Below are 15,547 nucleotides of genomic sequence, written 5' to 3' on the forward strand. Positions count from 1 at the left end.
CTGGCGGTCCCAGGTTCCTCGCGGCATCAGCGCGGTCGTCAGCGAGGCTGTGTCGCGTGGACCTCCCACGCGACCTCCAGGCTCTCGTGCCGCCGGACGGTGACGCTCTTCAAGAAGCCCGGCGTCTGCCCTGGCCCGAGCCGGAGCCCCGGGAGGCTCCGGAGCAGGGCCTCCAGCGCCAGGCGCGCCTCGAGCCGCGCGAGCGGGGCGCCGATGCAGAAATGCAGCCCCTGCCCGAAGGCGAGGTGCTTCTTGACGTCAGGCCGTCGGACGTCGAAGCGCTCCGGCTCGTGGAACCGGGCCTCGTCGCGGTTGGCGGACGCGTAGACGATGCGGATGTGGGCGCCCTTGGGGATGGGGACGCCCCCGAGTTCCACGGGCTCCAGCGCGGTCCGGAACATGGCATGCACGGGGGAGGTCATCCGCACGGCCTCCTCGACGGCGCCCGCGATGAGGCTCGGGTCGTCCCGAAGGGCCTGGAGCTGCTCCGGATGTTCGAGCAGGAGCTCCACCGCGCCCACGATGAGGCCCGCGGTCGTCTCGTGCCCCGCGAAGTGGACCTGCATCAGCATGCTGACGAGCTCCGCCATGCTCATGGGCGGCGTCAGCTCCCGCGAGCCGGTGACGATGTCGCTCAGCAGGTCCTCCCGGGGCGCTGTCTTGCGTTCCTCGAGCGCCTGGGCGAGGTAGCGCTGGAACTCGACGACGCCTCGGGCGCAGGCGACCTGGTGCTCGATGGGGCCATGGGCGGCGAGGACCGTGGTCAGCTCGTCGGACCAGCGCCGGAACCGGTGGATGTCCGCGCGGGGGATGCCGAGGATCTCCGCGATGATGCTGGCCGACAGCGGATGGGCGAACCGGAGGAACAGGTCCGCCTTGCCCTCGTTCCGGAAGGAGTCGATGAGCTCGTCCACGAGGGCGCGGATGAAGGGCTCCTTCTCCGCGAGGCGCCGTCCGGTGAAGGCCTTGCTGACGAGGCCGCGGAAGCGCGAATGCGCGGGCGGATCATTGTCGACGAGGCTGGGGACCAGGGGGTAGCCGTCCATCAGCGCGGCGACGACTTCGGGAGGCGTGGTCGCGGCGCCCACGGTGATGGATTCAGCGGAGGAGAAGCGCTCGGTATCGGCGACCACGGCGCTGATGTCCGCATGACGGGTCACCACCCACGCCCCCAGCGCCGGGCTGAAGAACACCGGCGCCTCCCGCCGCGCACGCGCGAGGAACGGGTGGGGGTTCTCGAGTTGGGGAGATTCGAGCGGGCGGTACTCGGACCCGAGTCCTGACGCGGCGCTGTCCTTGAACATGCGTGCTGCCCTCCCTCGAAGATAGGTCGGAGGGCAGAAGCCTAACCCAAGGGAGGGTCGCCAGCTCAGGGCTCGGAGAAGCCGCCGCGCACCCAGGCGTTGGCGGTGTCTCTGTTGAACTTGAAGTTCATCGGCACGCGATGCTTGGCGACCGTGGTGCCCGCGTCGTCGATGGCCGAGAGCAGGGCGTGGGGCTCATATTCGTCGGCCACCAGCTCCATGCGGACCTCGTACCAGCGCCCCTCCCAGGCGATGGAGAGCTTGCGGGTCATGGCCTGGTCGCGCTGTCGGGCGGAGCGGTCGAGGACCTCCGAGGCCGTCTTCACGAAGGTCGCGAACGCGGGCGCATCGAAGGGCTTGGGGTTCTTCTTGTCGCGGCCCATGACCCACGGGCTGATGAGGACGGGCTCGGGGATGCCCTGCTTGCGGATCTCCACGGCCCAGCCGTCATCCTCCTCGTTCTTGATGACGCGGGCCGACCAACCATTCTTCCGCCAGAACGTGGGCTCCATCACTTCGGGTTCGGCGGGCGTACGCTCTTCACTCATGCGGTTCTTCATACCCTCCGACGGCGGTGGGACGGAGCGGAGAATGCGCCTTCTCCGCACCCCGGCAGTCGACCGCGCGCTCGACGCCCTCGCTGTCGAGCGCTCCACGACATCGCCTCCGTTCGACGGGCACACTGCTGCAGACTCAAACGTCCGCAGGCGGGGCTCATGGCGGAAGAGGGCCGACGCCAGGAGTGAGCGACTGATTCGGAATTGGAATCCGTGAGGATGCCACGGCGCTGCCCATCGGCCCGCACGAGTCAGCGCGGGATGGGCTCGGAGGCGCGAAGTAGGGAGGTGAGGGGAGGTGGCTCGGGGATGATGTAGCGGTCCATATCCCAGACGAGCGCGAGCGAGCCGGTCCACCCCGCCCGAGGGCCGCCGAAAGCTCGGCCCGCCGAAATGCCGAGCGCGCCGTAGGAGCCCAGCCGCACGGCGAGGGAGGGGGCCGCGAGCGCGGAGAACTCGGTGGGCGCGTCGTCTTCCTTGGCGCCTCGCCAGGTCGTCGAGAAGTCGATGCCGACGTGAACAAGTGATTCGATGCCGTATCGGCGCCCGCCCATGCCTCCGCCGATATGGATGGCGGCACTCCCCTCGTTGAGGGAGTCGGGCAAGATGCGGCGCCCCATGAGCTGGAAGGCCACCCAGGGCGTCACCTCGTAGATGAGGCCGAGCGCCGCAGCGCCGACGCGAACGTCGGGGAGGCTGGGTGGCTGGGTGTCGGTGGGGGGGGCGAGCAGTCGGGGGCTCGTCTCAAGCGTGACTCCCGCGCGCACCCCGAGCCGCCAGGTCGGTAGGGCTTGCCTCGCGCAGAGGGAGTACAGGGCGTACCGCTGTTGCTCGAGGACCGCCAACTTCTCGGGCTCCGTGCCGAGGCTGGGACTCAGTGCCTCGGCGGACTGGTAGCACTGCTCGCGCTCCGGGCGTCGCGGGTCGGTCAGGTCCCGGATGTTCCAGAGAGCCCACAGTCCGTATTGATAAGCGATGCGCTGATGTTCGTCTGGGAAGGGCTCGGTGACAGCAGTTCGGGTGAGCGGTAGCTCGAAGCGGAACCCGAGGCTGTGCTTCAGGCCTGACTCCCCCTTGTCTACGTTGTGCGCGCCTGTGTCGCTCTTGCCAGTGATGTCGTCCTCGTTGGTGAACAGGCTGTTCATGATGCTGGGGAGATTGACTTGGAGCCGGCCTCCGGAGAGCGCGTGGGCCGCACCTAGTCCACCGGAGAGCGCAAGGGAGAGTTGGTCAGTACCGCCCAGGCGCTCGACGAGCCCGAGGGGTTGGGAGGTGATGGATCCAAGCGCGGAGGAGGTGGTGGCTAGGACGTCGCTGGAGACGGCGCGGAAGAGGAACGAGGCTCTGAGCAAGGACTCCTGCTCCCTCCAATGCGAGGCGACCTGGGAGGTGCTCGAAGCGAGGGCCTCGGCCGTCGCCTTCGCGAGCGTCGCGCAGGTGTAGGAAGGGGAGGGGGCGAGCAGGTGTGTTTGCAGTCGCGTCGCTGCGTTCCTTCGCGGAAGGAAGAGTTCAGTCTTGCGCGTGCGGAGCCGTTTCTCGAGCTTCTCGAGCGTGCGTGCCTGCTCTCCCAGTTTGGAGCAGATGGGGTCAGAGGTGTCGGAACCGAGGCACTTCTGCTGGAAGTCCTTCAGGGCGTCGCCGAGACTTTTGATGTCTGTGTCGAGCCCAGAGAGGGCGTTGCTGGCATCCTCAAGCTCTGTCTCAGAGGTACCCCAGCAGTCCTGCTGGGCTTCCTTGAACCTCGGATCTACGAAGAGAGTGGAGAGCGCCGCGACGAGCTGCGCCTGATGCTCGTGGCGTCGAAGCAGGGACGAGATGACCTCATCAGGAGGGGGGCGGTCCGCCGAGGCGACACCCGCCAGCAGGAGCGACCCGATAAAGACTCCAAGACGATACATGGGTGACATGGGGCGCCTCCTCATCGCTTGGATTGGTCGGCCAGCCGGAGCGCTTCATCCAGGATGCGTTCGAACCCCAGGCCCACGGAGAAGTAGACGGGGCGACCGCTCTTGATAGGAAACACGGCTGTGTTGAAGCCTACACCCGCTGTCAGCATTCCCCTGAAGAGGAGGAGATGCCCCTCGATGCCAAACTCCGCGGCTTGGCGCTCGTCGAAATCGAGCTGATCCACGCGGATGCCCACTCCCGACACGACGGCGAGCACACCTCGCAGCTCAGGGGAGATTTCCTTGCCTGGGAAGTAGGTGAAATCCGCGCCGACTCCGAGCGAGAGGGTGCCCCACGTTCCTCTGAGGTTCTCGGCCTCGGGAGTGTACCTCCGACTGAAGTTCATGCTGAGTCGAGGGCCCGCGAGGACGTACCAACCCGTCCGGTCGACGAGGAATCTCAACGTCCAGGTTGCGGTGCGGAGCCGGCCGTCGAACGCTGATGGGTTGGCGAGCGCTGGCGTCGTGGTCGTGGTCGCCGTTGTTCCAGAAGGAGGAGGTGGGCCGGCGCCAGGAGGCACGTAGCTGATGGTGATTTCGATGACGTCCCCGGCCGTGGCACCGATGATACGTGGTTGAAGGCGAATTTCTCGGAAACCCAGCATCTCCACGGAGTGGATGTTCTTTCGAAGCAGGTTCAGGACTGCGCTGCTTGAACCTGACTGTTTGCTCTCGGTTGCGATCTTTTCGAGCGCACTGATGAATGAGCTGAAGTGAGGGGAGGTGCGAGAGAGCGTGAGCAGGTCGGTGGCTTCCTGTTTTGCGCGTTCGTCACTCTCCCATCTTCGCCAGTTTTTGAGGGTCGCTCGGAGTCGCTCCTGCACCACCGGGGCATCGAGAGTCGACAGCTCCTGCGCATATTCGGTGCTTCGCTGCGCCATAAGGGGGCGCGCCTTCTCATACTCGGCCTGAAGGATGGCGAGCGTGGGGGCCGCGGGGCCAGCTCCGTCGCAGATGCGGGTGGTTGCCCGGGTGAGGAGGTCACACGCCGCAGTCAGACGAGAGTCGGTACACCATTCGAAACTTGCGGCACGAAAGCGAGTATGCGAGTCGCATACATCATCGCGCGCGCTGCCGCGTTCACCGGTTCCGGCGGCGAGTTGTTGCCACCGTCGAAAATGGAGGAAGTAGATGTTGAACTGATCGAGTTCGAGTGTCGCGCGGCTTCGCGCGAGCTTCTCTCTCAGTTCCCTGATGCTCTCATCGTGAGTGGAGAGGATGCTCTTGCCCAATTGAGCAACCGTCAAGATTGACTTGAGTGTCTCGCCTGCCTTGTCGTCAAGGGTCTCTTCCTCGCGACTAAGGGCGTCGCCATTGGCCAGCAGGTTGTTGAACGAAGCCAAATAGGCGTCACGATTGGGAAAGAGATTCAAAAGCGCCCAGAGGACTTGCACTTGGTGTTGTTGCTTTTCAGCGGGAAGGGATGGATTGGAGTCTGTCTTCTTGGAAAGGGGCCTTTTTGAGTTGGAATACCCTGCAGATAGGGTGTCGAACAGCTCACTGTGATAAGTCTCGCTCGTGGTCCGCATATTCTCGACCATTTGGAGGATGAGGAGGACGTCCGCGACAAGGGCTTCGGCGCGTGCGAATTGATCTGTGACGGATGGGGTGGCCCTACCAATTTCCCGATAGCCGGGAATCTCGATCTCCCGGGACGTAACCCCCCCGGTGATGACCTTTCCTTCAACGTCGACGCGCCCTACTTGGCCGGAGAGCTCCTTGATGAGTGAAGGGTTGAACGCGATGACGATCTCGGAGCGTTCCCCCACCTGGAATCGGCCGGGTAGGAAATGATTGCCCTCCAGGCACGGCGGCATCTTGAGGTTATTGAGCTGAGCGAACCTGCGCAGGGTATGCGAGACGACGTCCGTGGTTGGCTCTGCATCTGTCTTGCCGAAGGGCTCGTACAGGTCGAAGCTCGTCTCGGATAAGAGCGACTCCCGTCGCTCTTGGATATAGGTGAAGTAGCCAGGGTGAAGCGCGTCACATGATGTGCTGGGCGGCTGAGCGAGCACCGGTCGCGCAATCCCGATGGTCACCAGCGTCACCGCCAGCACTCCGCGCGCGTTGCGCCAGTTCATGGGGCACCTCCGTCCTCACCAGCATCCGTGCTGCCAGCATCAGCTCCCGCGTCCCCTATGCCCGCGTCTTCTGTGCCTCCATCCGCGGTGCCCCCGTCTTCTATTCCTCCATCCGTGCCGCCTGCATCCCCGCTGCCGCCATCTCCGGCTCCCGCGTCCGCGATACCGCTCCCGGCATCACGTGGCGGGAATGGCCAGACATCGACGGGGCCTCCTCCCGAGACGTTCCATCGGCGCGATGGACACACGGCTCCCTGTTCGGAGAAACAGAGTCCTCGCATGGTGTCGCATTGGCAATCCTTAGGACAGTCTACGCTCTGCCGGCAGTCATTCGTGCAGAAGAGCTCCGCGCAGCAGTAGTACCCTTCTTTGCACTCGGTGTGCATCCGGCAGTATTCACGGAAGTCCGCCCCTCCCGCATCAGGGCTCTGACCATAGGGCTGTGGATCGCAACCCGTGCCAGTGAGGCCCCATAGCAGAATGGCGACAAATGGCGCGGAGGCGGTCAGCCGCCTGCGTGTGACTGTCATTGTTCCCCCACCTGATCAACGACGTGGTGCTGCCATTGTTGCTTGTGGTGGATTGGATACGACTGTGAGCTATTTGTCAATCAACGCAGGTCTTGCGCATGGCGCCACTTCGAATGAGTGGATTCCCGTCGGTGGGTGGCTTTCACCTCATTTGTGGATGGGTCGAGATGGACTCGCTGTCGGAAACCATCAGCACTCGACTTGTGCCAGCTTCGTTGAGTCAATTCACCGGACTTGCATCAGCAGAAAGGCGATGCGTGATTCCTCGAGTAACTCACACATTCGAATCTGGGCAGAGTGACTCAAGTGCTCGGAGTGGATGTGGATTAGGTGCCTGGATTGGGGGGCGTGTCGCTGCCGGTGCGGGGGACGAAGTTGGTCAATCGGTATTCGCTGACGACGAGAACAATACTCTGCGCTGTTGCGGCTATGCGCAGCGCTGTCCACCGTGGGGCATGATCAAAAGTGCCGTCTCGTCGGGATGCCGATGTCATACTGGTAGCGGCTCACCGCGAACATGCAACTGGCGAAGGAATAGGGATGCGCTACTACCGACTCGACCCTATCGACGACGCGGCGGCCGCCCAGGGGCGCTGGAGCCTCGACGCGAAGCGACGCTGGGGCCTGCCGGGGACGGAGTGCCCTCGGTGCCACTCCTCGCCGTTGGCCATCGCGCTCAACTACCCGAGCGTCGATCTGTCCAAGCTGCCTGAGGAGCGGGAGTACCGGAAGGCGAGGGTGGCCCCGTGGGACGAGTACGTCCAGCTCCGTGACCGCATCCTGCCGCTGCTGCCGCCAGGTGCCGTCGTTCAGCCGGGAATAGGGATGGGGCCGCTGGCGGGGCGGGTCCGTGGGCGCCCGCCACCCGTCGCGATGGATTCGTCGTGGAACCTCTTCGCCCAGCCCGAGGGCGTGGAGCGGTTACTGGCGGCGGGCCTGTGCGGCATCTCGCCCGTGCCGACCGCGATAAAGACTGCGCGCGACGTCCCTCCACTCCTGGAGATGGAGCTCCAACTGGGCGGTGACTACACGCCAGAGTGCCGCCCCGCGCCGGTGGGCGAGCCGTGCCCTGTGTGTGGAGCGCAGAGAAGGCGGAGGCCGGCGGTGGGTGCTGAGTGGCTCGACTCCTCCGCGATGCGCGGGCTCGACGTCTTTCGGTTCACATGGAACCCAGCCATGACGGTTGCGAGTGAGCGCTTCGTGGCGGTCCTCCGCGACCTGGGCGACACCGGTATCCGGGTGACAGAGGTGGCCGTCAGGTGGCCAGCCGAGGCTGGCTCGTCCCCGTAGCAGGCGGTGCGGCCTCCGGACAGCGCACTCCAGGTCAGTCGAGGGGCAGGAAGTCCGGCCGGGACGCGCTCTTGGACATGGGCCCGGTGGGCCCGTCGTTGAGGATGCACTCGCCAGCGATGGGCTCGGACACTTCGCAGCCCGACTTCGGGTTGCCCCAGCGCTCGGTGCGGTTCAGCCAGGACAGGCTCCCCTCGAAGGTCCCCGGCGTGCGCCAGTCGAAGGGGACCAGCGCGCTCCACGTGTCCCAGGCGATGCCGCGGCCGGTGTCGTCCGCCAGGAAGTCCCCGTTGGGCAGGTTCCGGTAGATGTGCCGCGCGGCATCCGCGTAGAGGCCATGCGAGCCGTGCGCGGAGAAGAGCTCCGGTCGCCAGCCCAACAGGCCCAGGCCCTTGTCGCCATACGTAAAGGTCTGCCCGCTGGCGTGCTGGCTCAGGTAGACCTGCGACGGGCGGCCGTCCACGAATCTCACCGTGGCGTGCTCCCAATCCCCCACGTGGTTGCCGAAGGTGGAGTAGCCGCCCACGCAGCCCCAGGGAGAGTACCAGCCGATGCAGACCCGCTTGCCATTGTTGTAGGGATAGAACATCCAATACACCACGTCGGTGGTGGACGTGGGCTGGCCATTCACGGTGCGGGTGATGAGCTCCGCATAGACAGGCACCGGCGTCTGGTTCGGTCGCTGCCCGTCCAGGAACTGCGGGTCCGTGCAGGAGTCGCAGCCCAGCGCCTGGTTCGTCACCTGATGACCGCCCTCCACGTGCACGTTGGCGAGGTGGAACTCGGTGGAGGAGGGGAAGTAGGCCTCGCTCGGGTGCAGCCACACGCGAGGGGCGAAGGCCGCCGCCGTGGCCGCGCTCACGGGCAGCCCCTGGAGCTCCGGGTGCGCCGTCGCGCTCTTGTTGATGGCCCAGTAGCGGCTGCCCCCCGTGTCCGAGTGACTGGGACGCGCGACGAAGGTGGAGGCGGGCAGTCCCCGGTGATCCCTGGCGTTCGGCTGCCAGAGTCCCACGTCATCGTCCGCGCCGGAGCCGCTGTCATTCCACAGGGCGACCGGATCGGCGGCCACCACGTACTCGCTCTTGAGGCAGCGGATGAGGTCCGTGGAGGGCTTGCCGTACCCCAGCACACCCACCGCGCCCAGGCAGGTGTAGCCAGCGGGCGCCACGGGCTCCCAGAACGAGCCGTCATGGGTGCCGCCGGAGCCCTTGTCGTTCCAGACCCAGACGTAGTCCACGGGCCGCGCGAGCAGGTCTCCCTCGCCTTGCACCACGAGCGCTGTCGAGGGGGCGGGACCGCCGCCGCCGTTGGGCATCGCGACATCGCCCAGGGAGTAGTAGCCCGGAGCCTGGGCGAGATTGGGCCGCCAGATGGAGACGTCGTTGTTCGAGCCCGTGCCGCTGTCGTCGTAGATCCACTGGAAGGCGGAGACGGGCTTGAGGAGGAGTCGCTGACTGAAGCGCAGCGGCGCCCTGTCGGAGGTGAGGGTGAGGTCCGCGCTCTGGCCCGGAGAGGCCGTCGCCGCGACGAGCTTGTACGTGCCGGGGGAAAGGGAGGCGGAGATCCGCGCGCCCAGGTTGCCCGCGCTGTTGTCGTCCTCGGCGAGCACGTTGCCGCTGGCGTCGAGGAGATAGAGGTAGGCGTCCACGGACGAGGTGAGCGAGAAGGTCACCGTCGCCGAGGGGCCCGCATGGTCGACGATGAAGGTGCGATTGCCGGGATGCGTGGGATTCCTGCCACCCGAGCCGAGCCAGCGCCCATACACCGTGTTGCCCTGGAGTCCCGCGAGGGACGCCTCCGTGTCGCGGAGCACGGTGTCTTCCACGGCCTCCAGCGGACCTCCACATCCCAACGCGCTCACTCCCAGCGACGACAGCACGAGCCAGCGGCGTGAACCCAGACGTCCAGCGAGCATATGGGCCTCTTCATGAGCCTGCGTGAGCGCGCAGGATACACTCGATGCGGAACGCGACCATCGCTGCCCCAGGCTCCAGGCAGCGGGCCTGGCATTCGAGCCCCGGACCCGAGAGGGCATGTCAGACCGGTGATGTGCAATCTCCTCGGCGGGCGCGCGCGGCCCAGGGGACGGCGGACCCCTCTGAGCAGCGGCGCCACGACATGAACCCGTGGAGGCTTGGGACTTGGAACCCTCTGGACGCAGATTCGGAAGCGCCGTGGTCATTGGCGGCAGCATGGCGGGACTCCTGAGCGCCCGGGTGCTCGCGGACCACTTCGACACGGTGACGCTGGTGGAGCGGGATGTCCGGGGGGAGGGGCCCGCAGCGCGCAAGGGTGTTCCGCAAGGGCCGCACATCCACGTGCTGCTGGACGCGGGCCGGCGCATCCTCGACAAGTACTTCCCGGACCTGTTCGAGCAACTCCAGGTCCAGGGCGCCGAGCTCATCGACTCGAGCGGGGACCTCGCCTGGCACCACTTCGGGGTGTGGAAGCTGCGCCGCACCAGCGGCATCCCCGGGTTGCTGTGCACCCGGCCCCTGCTCGAGTGGAACGTCCTGCGCCGGGTGAAGGCGCGGCCCAACGTCGTGGTGCGCGAGGGCTGTTCCATCGAAGGGCTCATCCACGACGAGAAGGGCACGGGACGCATCACGGGCGTCCGGGTCAAGACACCCCAGGGCGAGGAGTCGTGGTCGGCGGACCTCGTCGTGGATGCCAGCGGCCGGGGCTCGCGGATGCCTCAGTGGTTGGAAGCCATCGGCTACGCGCGCCCGGAGGAAGAGCAGGTCGTCGTGGACCTTTCCTACACGACGTGCCTGCACGAGCCGCCGCCCCACTTCCAGAAGGAATGGAAGGCGCTCTTCCTCTATCCAAATCCTCCCAAGGCCTGGCGCGCGGGCTTCATCTCCCACGTCGAGGGAGGCCGGTGGATCGTCACCCTCAATGGCTACTTCGGGGAGCACGCGCCCACCGAGTACGCGGGGTTCCTCGAGTACGCGCGCTCACTGACGCGTCCGGACCTGTACGACTTCCTGAAAGAGGCCACGCCGATAGGGCCCATCTCCCAGCACAAGGTGAAGGACTGCCGGTGGCGGCACTACGAGAAGCTGCCCCGCTTTCCCGAGGGGCTGGTCATCCTGGGAGACGCCGCGTGTGCCTTCAACCCTCTCTACGGGCAAGGCATGTCGGTGGCGGGGCTTGGCGCCGACCTGCTGGACACCTGCCTTCGCGAGCAGACCGGACGAGGCGAGCTGTCGGGCCTGGCGCAGCGCTTCCGCGAGCGGCTGCCTGAAGTCATCCGGCTCCCGTGGCTGTTGGGCACGGGCATGGACCTGCTGTATCGGCAGGCCGTCGGGAAGCGGCCCTTCGGGCTGGGCTTGCTGCACTGGTACATCCTGCGGCTGATAGAGCGCACGTCGACGGACGCACACGTCCATCGCCAGTTCTACCGGATGCTGCACCTGCACGCGGGGCTGGAGGCGGTTCTCCAGCCCTCCGTGGCCTTGCCCGTCTTGGGCCATGGCGTCATGTCGCTCTTCCGCCCCCTCGCGCGGCTGGCGAATACCGAGACACGACCTCCCCCTGTCACGCCCCCGCGTCCAAGCCCTGTCCCGGTCGAGAAGTCGACGGGGTAGAGGGGCGTGCTCAGCCTCAACCCTCGCTGCGCGGAGAACTCCTTCTGCGTCAGGCCGCTCGCATCGAAGGCTTCGGCGACCTGGAACCCCTCCTGCTTCTCAACCGGCTTCGATATTCCGGCCAGGGCCCTCCACAACTGCTGGCCCGGCAGTGACTCCCGCCACGTCGCTCGCCGGACGGTGACGTCCGTTCTGCTCGGCCAGGGGACGGGAACCGCCAGCTCATCGCGGCTTGCGCGCCATCAGGAATACGTTCTGCGCGCTGTCGCCGACGTCGGGCGTCTCGATATCGACGAACCCCGCATCGGCGACAGCGGCCCGAAGCTCGTCTCGGCGGAGCATCGTTACCCGTGGCGCCTTGCCAAGCCAACGCATCACCGCGAGGAGGCCCCCGAACATTGGCCCCAGGGGGCCGCCGAGGCACGCAGTGGAGGTGACGAGCGTGCCCCCCGGCACGGTCACGCGATACATCGCGTGCAGGAGCGCCGCTGGATCGTCAAGCAGGTGCAGGAGGTTGTAGGCGCATACGCAGTCGAACTGCGCGTCCGTGAACGCGTCCAGCGTGCCGGCAGGCTGCGCGTGGAAGACGACGTTCGCGGTGCCCGCAGCCGCGGCCTTGCGGTGGGCGATGGCGATCATGTTCCGCGAGATGTCGACCCCATGTGCCTCCGCCACGTGGGGCGCGAGCTCGAGGACGATGCTGCCGGTGCCACACCCCACGTCGAGCAGTCGGTCCGTCGGGCGGAGCCGGTCCCTGCTCAGTGCGAGCTTGCGAGCGGTCGCGGCGGGGTTCGGGAGCGGTTTCTTCGCGTACCTCTCGGCGATTCCGTCCCAGAATCGAGCGTTCGGGTGCGTCGTCATGTCGGCCTCCTGGTCCGCTGGTGGATACACCGGAGGCGTTCGGTCAGGCTGGTGCGTCGGCGGAACGCTGTGGTGCGTCCGTGCGCCGCCCGGCGTACCGCGCGATGCGACGCTCGAACCCCTCGCGGATGACGCCGCGGACCGCCTGCACGCGCGCGTTGTCGCGCAGGTCCGGGTGGTACAGGAGCCAGATATCGGCGACGTGCCGGGCGTCTGCCTCTGGAAGCCGTACCAGCCCGGGCTCCGCGTCTCCGACATAGGCGGGGATGATCACGAGGCCGAGCCCCTCGATCGCCGCGCGCACCAGCAGATGCAAGGTGGAGAACGCGCCCCACATCGGCAGCCCCGGATAGCTGCCCTCGCGGACGAGGGGCTCGAGTTGACGACGATCTTCGATGGTGAGCCACCGCGCCGCGCCCCCGCGTGGATCAAGCCGCTCCACATGCGCCGCTCCAACGAAGTTGACGCACACGATGGGGGCAAGCCGCCGCCCGGCCAGGTACTCCGGTGGCGTGGTGTCCCTGGGGAGTGCCCGCACGGCGAGGTCGGCTTCGCCCTTGGCGAGGTTGAAGGGCCGGCTGTCAGTCGTGACCGCGATCTCCACGCTCGGGTGCTGCGCGCACCAGGGCCGCAGGTCCTCGAGGATCTGCCCTGCGACGTACTCGTCGCAGCACGTGAGATGGACCGTCCCCGACAGGCTCTCGTCATGTCCGGCAGCGCCGCGCGTCAGCGCGCAGACCTCGTCTTCGACGCGCACGGCCGCCGGCATCATTCGCTCGCCGGCATCGGTGAGCACGAACCCGTCGCGATGCCGGTCGAACAGCCGGGTCCTCAGCTCGAACTCGAGCGCGTCGACCCGCCGGACCACCGTGCTGTGGCTCACGCCGAGTGCAGCGCCGGCGGCGCGCACCGAGCCGAGCCGAGCCAGGGCGAGGAAGTAGCGGAGATCGTTCCAGTCCACGGGGGAAGACTATACCTGTGACGCACGGTAACGAGCCGCCGCGGAGCGAACCTCCGTCAACTCCACCGCGCGAGGGGCTGAAGCACAGGACGGAGACAAAGGGCCTGGAATCCTTGAGGTTTCCCTCTCGACTCCAGGTCCTTCCAGGGGCGCGGCGTACGGGACTTGACCCCGTGCTCCAACCGACGCTCCCCCAAGCTTCACCTTGCCACGGGCCCCACGGGCGGACGATTCTCCGCGCCCCATGAGCGTGCTCGACAAGGTGCTGTCATTGCGGCCCGGCAACACGGTGGCCCGGGTGGGCGCGAGCTCGCGCGTGCCGCTACTCAATCCGCGTGAACCCCTGCGCGCCCTCGAGCGCCTCCCGGTCGCCCTGGCCTGCCTCCCCGTCCAGTCGAAGGCCGCGCTGCCGGGCCTGCTCCGCGCCGCGCGCTCCGAGGACGCGGTCCTCGGACTGGCCTGTCCACACCCCACCGCCGACCGTGGCGCCGCCGAGCGCTTCATCGCCGCCGTGCACGAGGCCGCCGCCGAGGCCGAGCACGCGCGCCCCCTGTTCCTCCAGGCCGGTCCCATCCGCGTCACCGGCTCCGACGAGGACTCCCTCGCCCCCCTGCGCGAGGGCCTCTTCCGCGTCGTCGACGCGGGCTTCACCCTGGTCTCCCTCGACCTGTCCCGCCTGGACTCCTACGCCGCCGTGGAGGCCGTGAACGCCCTCGTCGGCCCCGTGACGGAGCGCGAACTCGCCCTCGAACTCAGCGCTCCGACGCCCGCCTCGGGCGGCCTCATCGACGCCTACCGCACCCTCCTCGAGGGACTGTCCCAGTGGAAGGTCCCCCTCCGCTTCGTCCGCGTCTCCGAACGTGACCTCGGCGGCGCCGAACCCGACGTGGGCACGCTGCGCTCCATCGTCGACCTGGCCACGGACTACAACGCCTCCGTCTGCGTCGGCGACGTCCGCGAGGGCTTCCCCCGCATGCTCCCCACCTACGTCGCCGCGGGCGCGAAGAAGGTCGACTGCGTGGGCCCCTTCGAGCGGCTCGCGCTGACCTCCTGGCCCCCCGAGGTCCGCGAGAGCCTCGAATCCAAATCCACCGCCTCGGGCGTCGCCGCCGGAGAGCTCCTGAGCGTCGTCGAGGACTCCCTGCCTCCCCTCGACCCCCAGGCCCGCGAGCGGCTCGAGGCCCTGTCCTTCGCCGAAGCCGCCGAGGTCCTCGCCGCCCTGGGCGCCGCCGGCACGGGCCACTCCGTGATGCGCTTCCTCGCGCAGAACCAGGGCGAGTAGCCCCCGCGCAGTGTAGAAGGCCCCATGCGAATCGTCTCAGGCTCCGCGAAGGGCAGGGCGCTGGCCGGCCCCAAGCCCACGTCGCAACACATCCGCCCCACCGCGGACCGTGTGCGGGAGACCGTCTTCAACGTCCTCGGCCAGTTCCTCGACGGCCAGCGCGTCCTCGACCTCTACGCAGGCACCGGCGCCCTGGGCCTCGAGGCCCTGTCCCGCGGCGCGGGCGCCGTGGTCCTCGTCGACCAGGACCGCGAGGCCCAGGCCCTGTGCAAGCAGAACACCCAGGCGCTCGGCTTCTCGGCCCAGGTGGAGCTGCTCTCCCAGCCCGTGGCGCGGGGGCTCGACACCCTGGGCCGCCGGGGCGACCGCTTCGAGCTCATCTTCGCGGACCCGCCCTACGCGGCGCGCGTGGTGGAGACGGTGCTGGAGGCCGTCATGGCGGCGAAGGTGCTCGCGCCCGGCGGGATGCTCGTCGTCGAGCACGACAAGCGCGAGGAGGCCCCCGAGTCCCACGCTGGACTCACCCGGGAGGACCAGCGCCGCTTCGGGGACACGCTGGTCTCGTTCTACCGGGCGCCGTGAGCATTCCTTGACCGGCCCTCGGCCCCGTCCGAGACTCCCCGTCGCATGCCTGTCGCCATCTACCCAGGTTCGTTCGATCCGCTCACCAACGGGCACCTGAGCCTCATCCAGCGCAGCCTGAAGATGTTCGACAAAGTCATCGTCGCCATCGCGGTGAACCCCAAGAAGACCCCCCTGTTCACCGAGGACGAGCGCCGCGACCTCATCCGCGACGCCGTGAAGGACGACCGTGTGGAGGTGGACGCCTTCCATGGTCTGCTGGTCGACTACGTCAAGCGCCGCGGGGTGAACGTCATCGTCCGCGGGCTGCGCGCGGTGTCGGACTTCGAATACGAGTTCCAGCTCGCGAACATGAACCGCAAGCTGGCGCCCACCGTCGAGACGGTCTTCATGATGACAGGTGAGGACTACTTCTACATCTCCTCCCAGCTCGTGCGTGAAGTCGCCTCGTTCGGAGGGGACGTCACGGGGCTGGTCCCGCCCAATGTCCACGCGGGGCTGCAGGCGAAATTCGCGCGGAAGACGTAGCGGCCCGACAGCCCTTGTCGGGCCGGCCCTGGCGC

12 protein-coding genes are annotated in these 15,547 nt (G+C 67.4%); 5 read left to right on the plus strand and 7 right to left on the minus strand.

Annotated elements, in window-relative coordinates; all coding sequences use genetic code 11:
• Positions 1–38 precede the first annotated feature (38 nt).
• The 4 genes from OWM54_RS39710 to OWM54_RS39725 form a co-directional block, all read right to left on the minus strand.
• Positions 39–1,304, minus strand: coding sequence for a cytochrome P450 (locus OWM54_RS39710; protein WP_267700689.1), 1,266 nt, complete (start codon positions 1,302–1,304; stop codon positions 39–41).
• 65 nt (positions 1,305–1,369) lie between these two features.
• Entirely contained in the window at positions 1,370–1,852 is a 483-nt protein-coding gene (locus tag OWM54_RS39715) for a hypothetical protein (RefSeq protein ID WP_223747320.1), read from the minus strand.
• 260 nt (positions 1,853–2,112) lie between these two features.
• On the minus strand, positions 2,113–3,768 hold the full coding sequence (locus OWM54_RS39720; RefSeq protein WP_267700690.1) for a hypothetical protein: 1,656 nt from the start codon (positions 3,766–3,768) through the stop codon (positions 2,113–2,115).
• Between the two features lie 11 nt (positions 3,769–3,779).
• The gene (locus OWM54_RS39725) at positions 3,780–5,888 is read right to left on the minus strand and encodes a hypothetical protein (RefSeq protein WP_267700691.1); all 2,109 of its coding nucleotides are present in this window, start codon (positions 5,886–5,888) and stop codon (positions 3,780–3,782) included.
• A 1,070-nt stretch (positions 5,889–6,958) separates the two neighbouring features.
• Here OWM54_RS39725 and OWM54_RS39730 point away from each other — a divergent pair.
• The gene (locus OWM54_RS39730) at positions 6,959–7,708 is read left to right on the plus strand and encodes a double-CXXCG motif protein (protein WP_267700693.1); all 750 of its coding nucleotides are present in this window, start codon (positions 6,959–6,961) and stop codon (positions 7,706–7,708) included.
• 34 nt (positions 7,709–7,742) lie between these two features.
• Here the strand turns inward: OWM54_RS39730 and OWM54_RS39735 are convergent, their stop codons facing one another.
• A complete protein-coding gene (locus OWM54_RS39735; RefSeq protein ID WP_267700694.1) occupies positions 7,743–9,623 on the minus strand; it encodes a Vps62-related protein in 1,881 nt (626 codons plus the stop codon).
• Between the two features lie 259 nt (positions 9,624–9,882).
• On the opposite strand from OWM54_RS39735, the gene OWM54_RS39740 reads away from it, so the two are divergent.
• Complete coding sequence (locus OWM54_RS39740) at positions 9,883–11,298, plus strand: FAD-dependent oxidoreductase (RefSeq protein ID WP_267701209.1); 1,416 nt, start codon at positions 9,883–9,885, stop codon at positions 11,296–11,298.
• 222 nt (positions 11,299–11,520) lie between these two features.
• Here the strand turns inward: OWM54_RS39740 and OWM54_RS39745 are convergent, their stop codons facing one another.
• Complete coding sequence (locus tag OWM54_RS39745) at positions 11,521–12,159, minus strand: class I SAM-dependent methyltransferase (RefSeq protein ID WP_267700695.1); 639 nt, start codon at positions 12,157–12,159, stop codon at positions 11,521–11,523.
• Between the two features lie 43 nt (positions 12,160–12,202).
• Positions 12,203–13,120: a LysR family transcriptional regulator gene (locus OWM54_RS39750; protein WP_267700696.1), complete on the minus strand. Its 918-nt coding sequence runs from the start codon at positions 13,118–13,120 to the stop codon at positions 12,203–12,205.
• 244 nt (positions 13,121–13,364) lie between these two features.
• On the opposite strand from OWM54_RS39750, the gene OWM54_RS39755 reads away from it, so the two are divergent.
• Genes OWM54_RS39755 through coaD form a run of 3 tightly spaced genes read left to right on the plus strand, consistent with a single transcriptional unit; the run spans position 13,365 to position 15,512 of the window.
• Positions 13,365–14,402, plus strand: coding sequence for a hypothetical protein (locus tag OWM54_RS39755; RefSeq protein WP_267700697.1), 1,038 nt, complete (start codon positions 13,365–13,367; stop codon positions 14,400–14,402).
• 24 nt (positions 14,403–14,426) lie between these two features.
• Positions 14,427–14,984, plus strand: coding sequence for a 16S rRNA (guanine(966)-N(2))-methyltransferase RsmD (rsmD, locus tag OWM54_RS39760; protein ID WP_223747330.1), 558 nt, complete (start codon positions 14,427–14,429; stop codon positions 14,982–14,984).
• A 45-nt stretch (positions 14,985–15,029) separates the two neighbouring features.
• The gene (gene coaD, locus OWM54_RS39765) at positions 15,030–15,512 is read left to right on the plus strand and encodes a pantetheine-phosphate adenylyltransferase (protein ID WP_046714191.1); all 483 of its coding nucleotides are present in this window, start codon (positions 15,030–15,032) and stop codon (positions 15,510–15,512) included.
• The last annotated feature ends 35 nt before the right edge of the window (positions 15,513–15,547 follow it).

The organism is Myxococcus sp. MISCRS1, assembly GCF_026626605.1.
Lineage (GTDB): Bacteria > Myxococcota > Myxococcia > Myxococcales > Myxococcaceae > Myxococcus > Myxococcus fulvus.

What these genes read in the sequence shown, in the direction of transcription:
- OWM54_RS39730 (WP_267700693.1), top strand. Translation starts at nt 6,959, where the DNA reads ATGCGCTACTACCGACTCGACCCTATCGACGACGCGGCGGCCGCCCAG.
- OWM54_RS39710 (WP_267700689.1), bottom strand. Translation starts at nt 1,304, where the DNA reads ATGTTCAAGGACAGCGCCGCGTCAGGACTCGGGTCCGAGTACCGCCCG.
- OWM54_RS39755 (WP_267700697.1), top strand. Translation starts at nt 13,365, where the DNA reads ATGAGCGTGCTCGACAAGGTGCTGTCATTGCGGCCCGGCAACACGGTG.
- OWM54_RS39725 (WP_267700691.1), bottom strand. Translation starts at nt 5,888, where the DNA reads ATGAACTGGCGCAACGCGCGCGGAGTGCTGGCGGTGACGCTGGTGACC.
- OWM54_RS39715 (WP_223747320.1), bottom strand. Translation starts at nt 1,852, where the DNA reads ATGAGTGAAGAGCGTACGCCCGCCGAACCCGAAGTGATGGAGCCCACG.
- OWM54_RS39745 (WP_267700695.1), bottom strand. Translation starts at nt 12,159, where the DNA reads ATGACGACGCACCCGAACGCTCGATTCTGGGACGGAATCGCCGAGAGG.
- coaD (WP_046714191.1), top strand. Translation starts at nt 15,030, where the DNA reads ATGCCTGTCGCCATCTACCCAGGTTCGTTCGATCCGCTCACCAACGGG.
- rsmD (WP_223747330.1), top strand. Translation starts at nt 14,427, where the DNA reads ATGCGAATCGTCTCAGGCTCCGCGAAGGGCAGGGCGCTGGCCGGCCCC.
- OWM54_RS39735 (WP_267700694.1), bottom strand. Translation starts at nt 9,623, where the DNA reads ATGCTCGCTGGACGTCTGGGTTCACGCCGCTGGCTCGTGCTGTCGTCG.
- OWM54_RS39720 (WP_267700690.1), bottom strand. Translation starts at nt 3,768, where the DNA reads ATGTCACCCATGTATCGTCTTGGAGTCTTTATCGGGTCGCTCCTGCTG.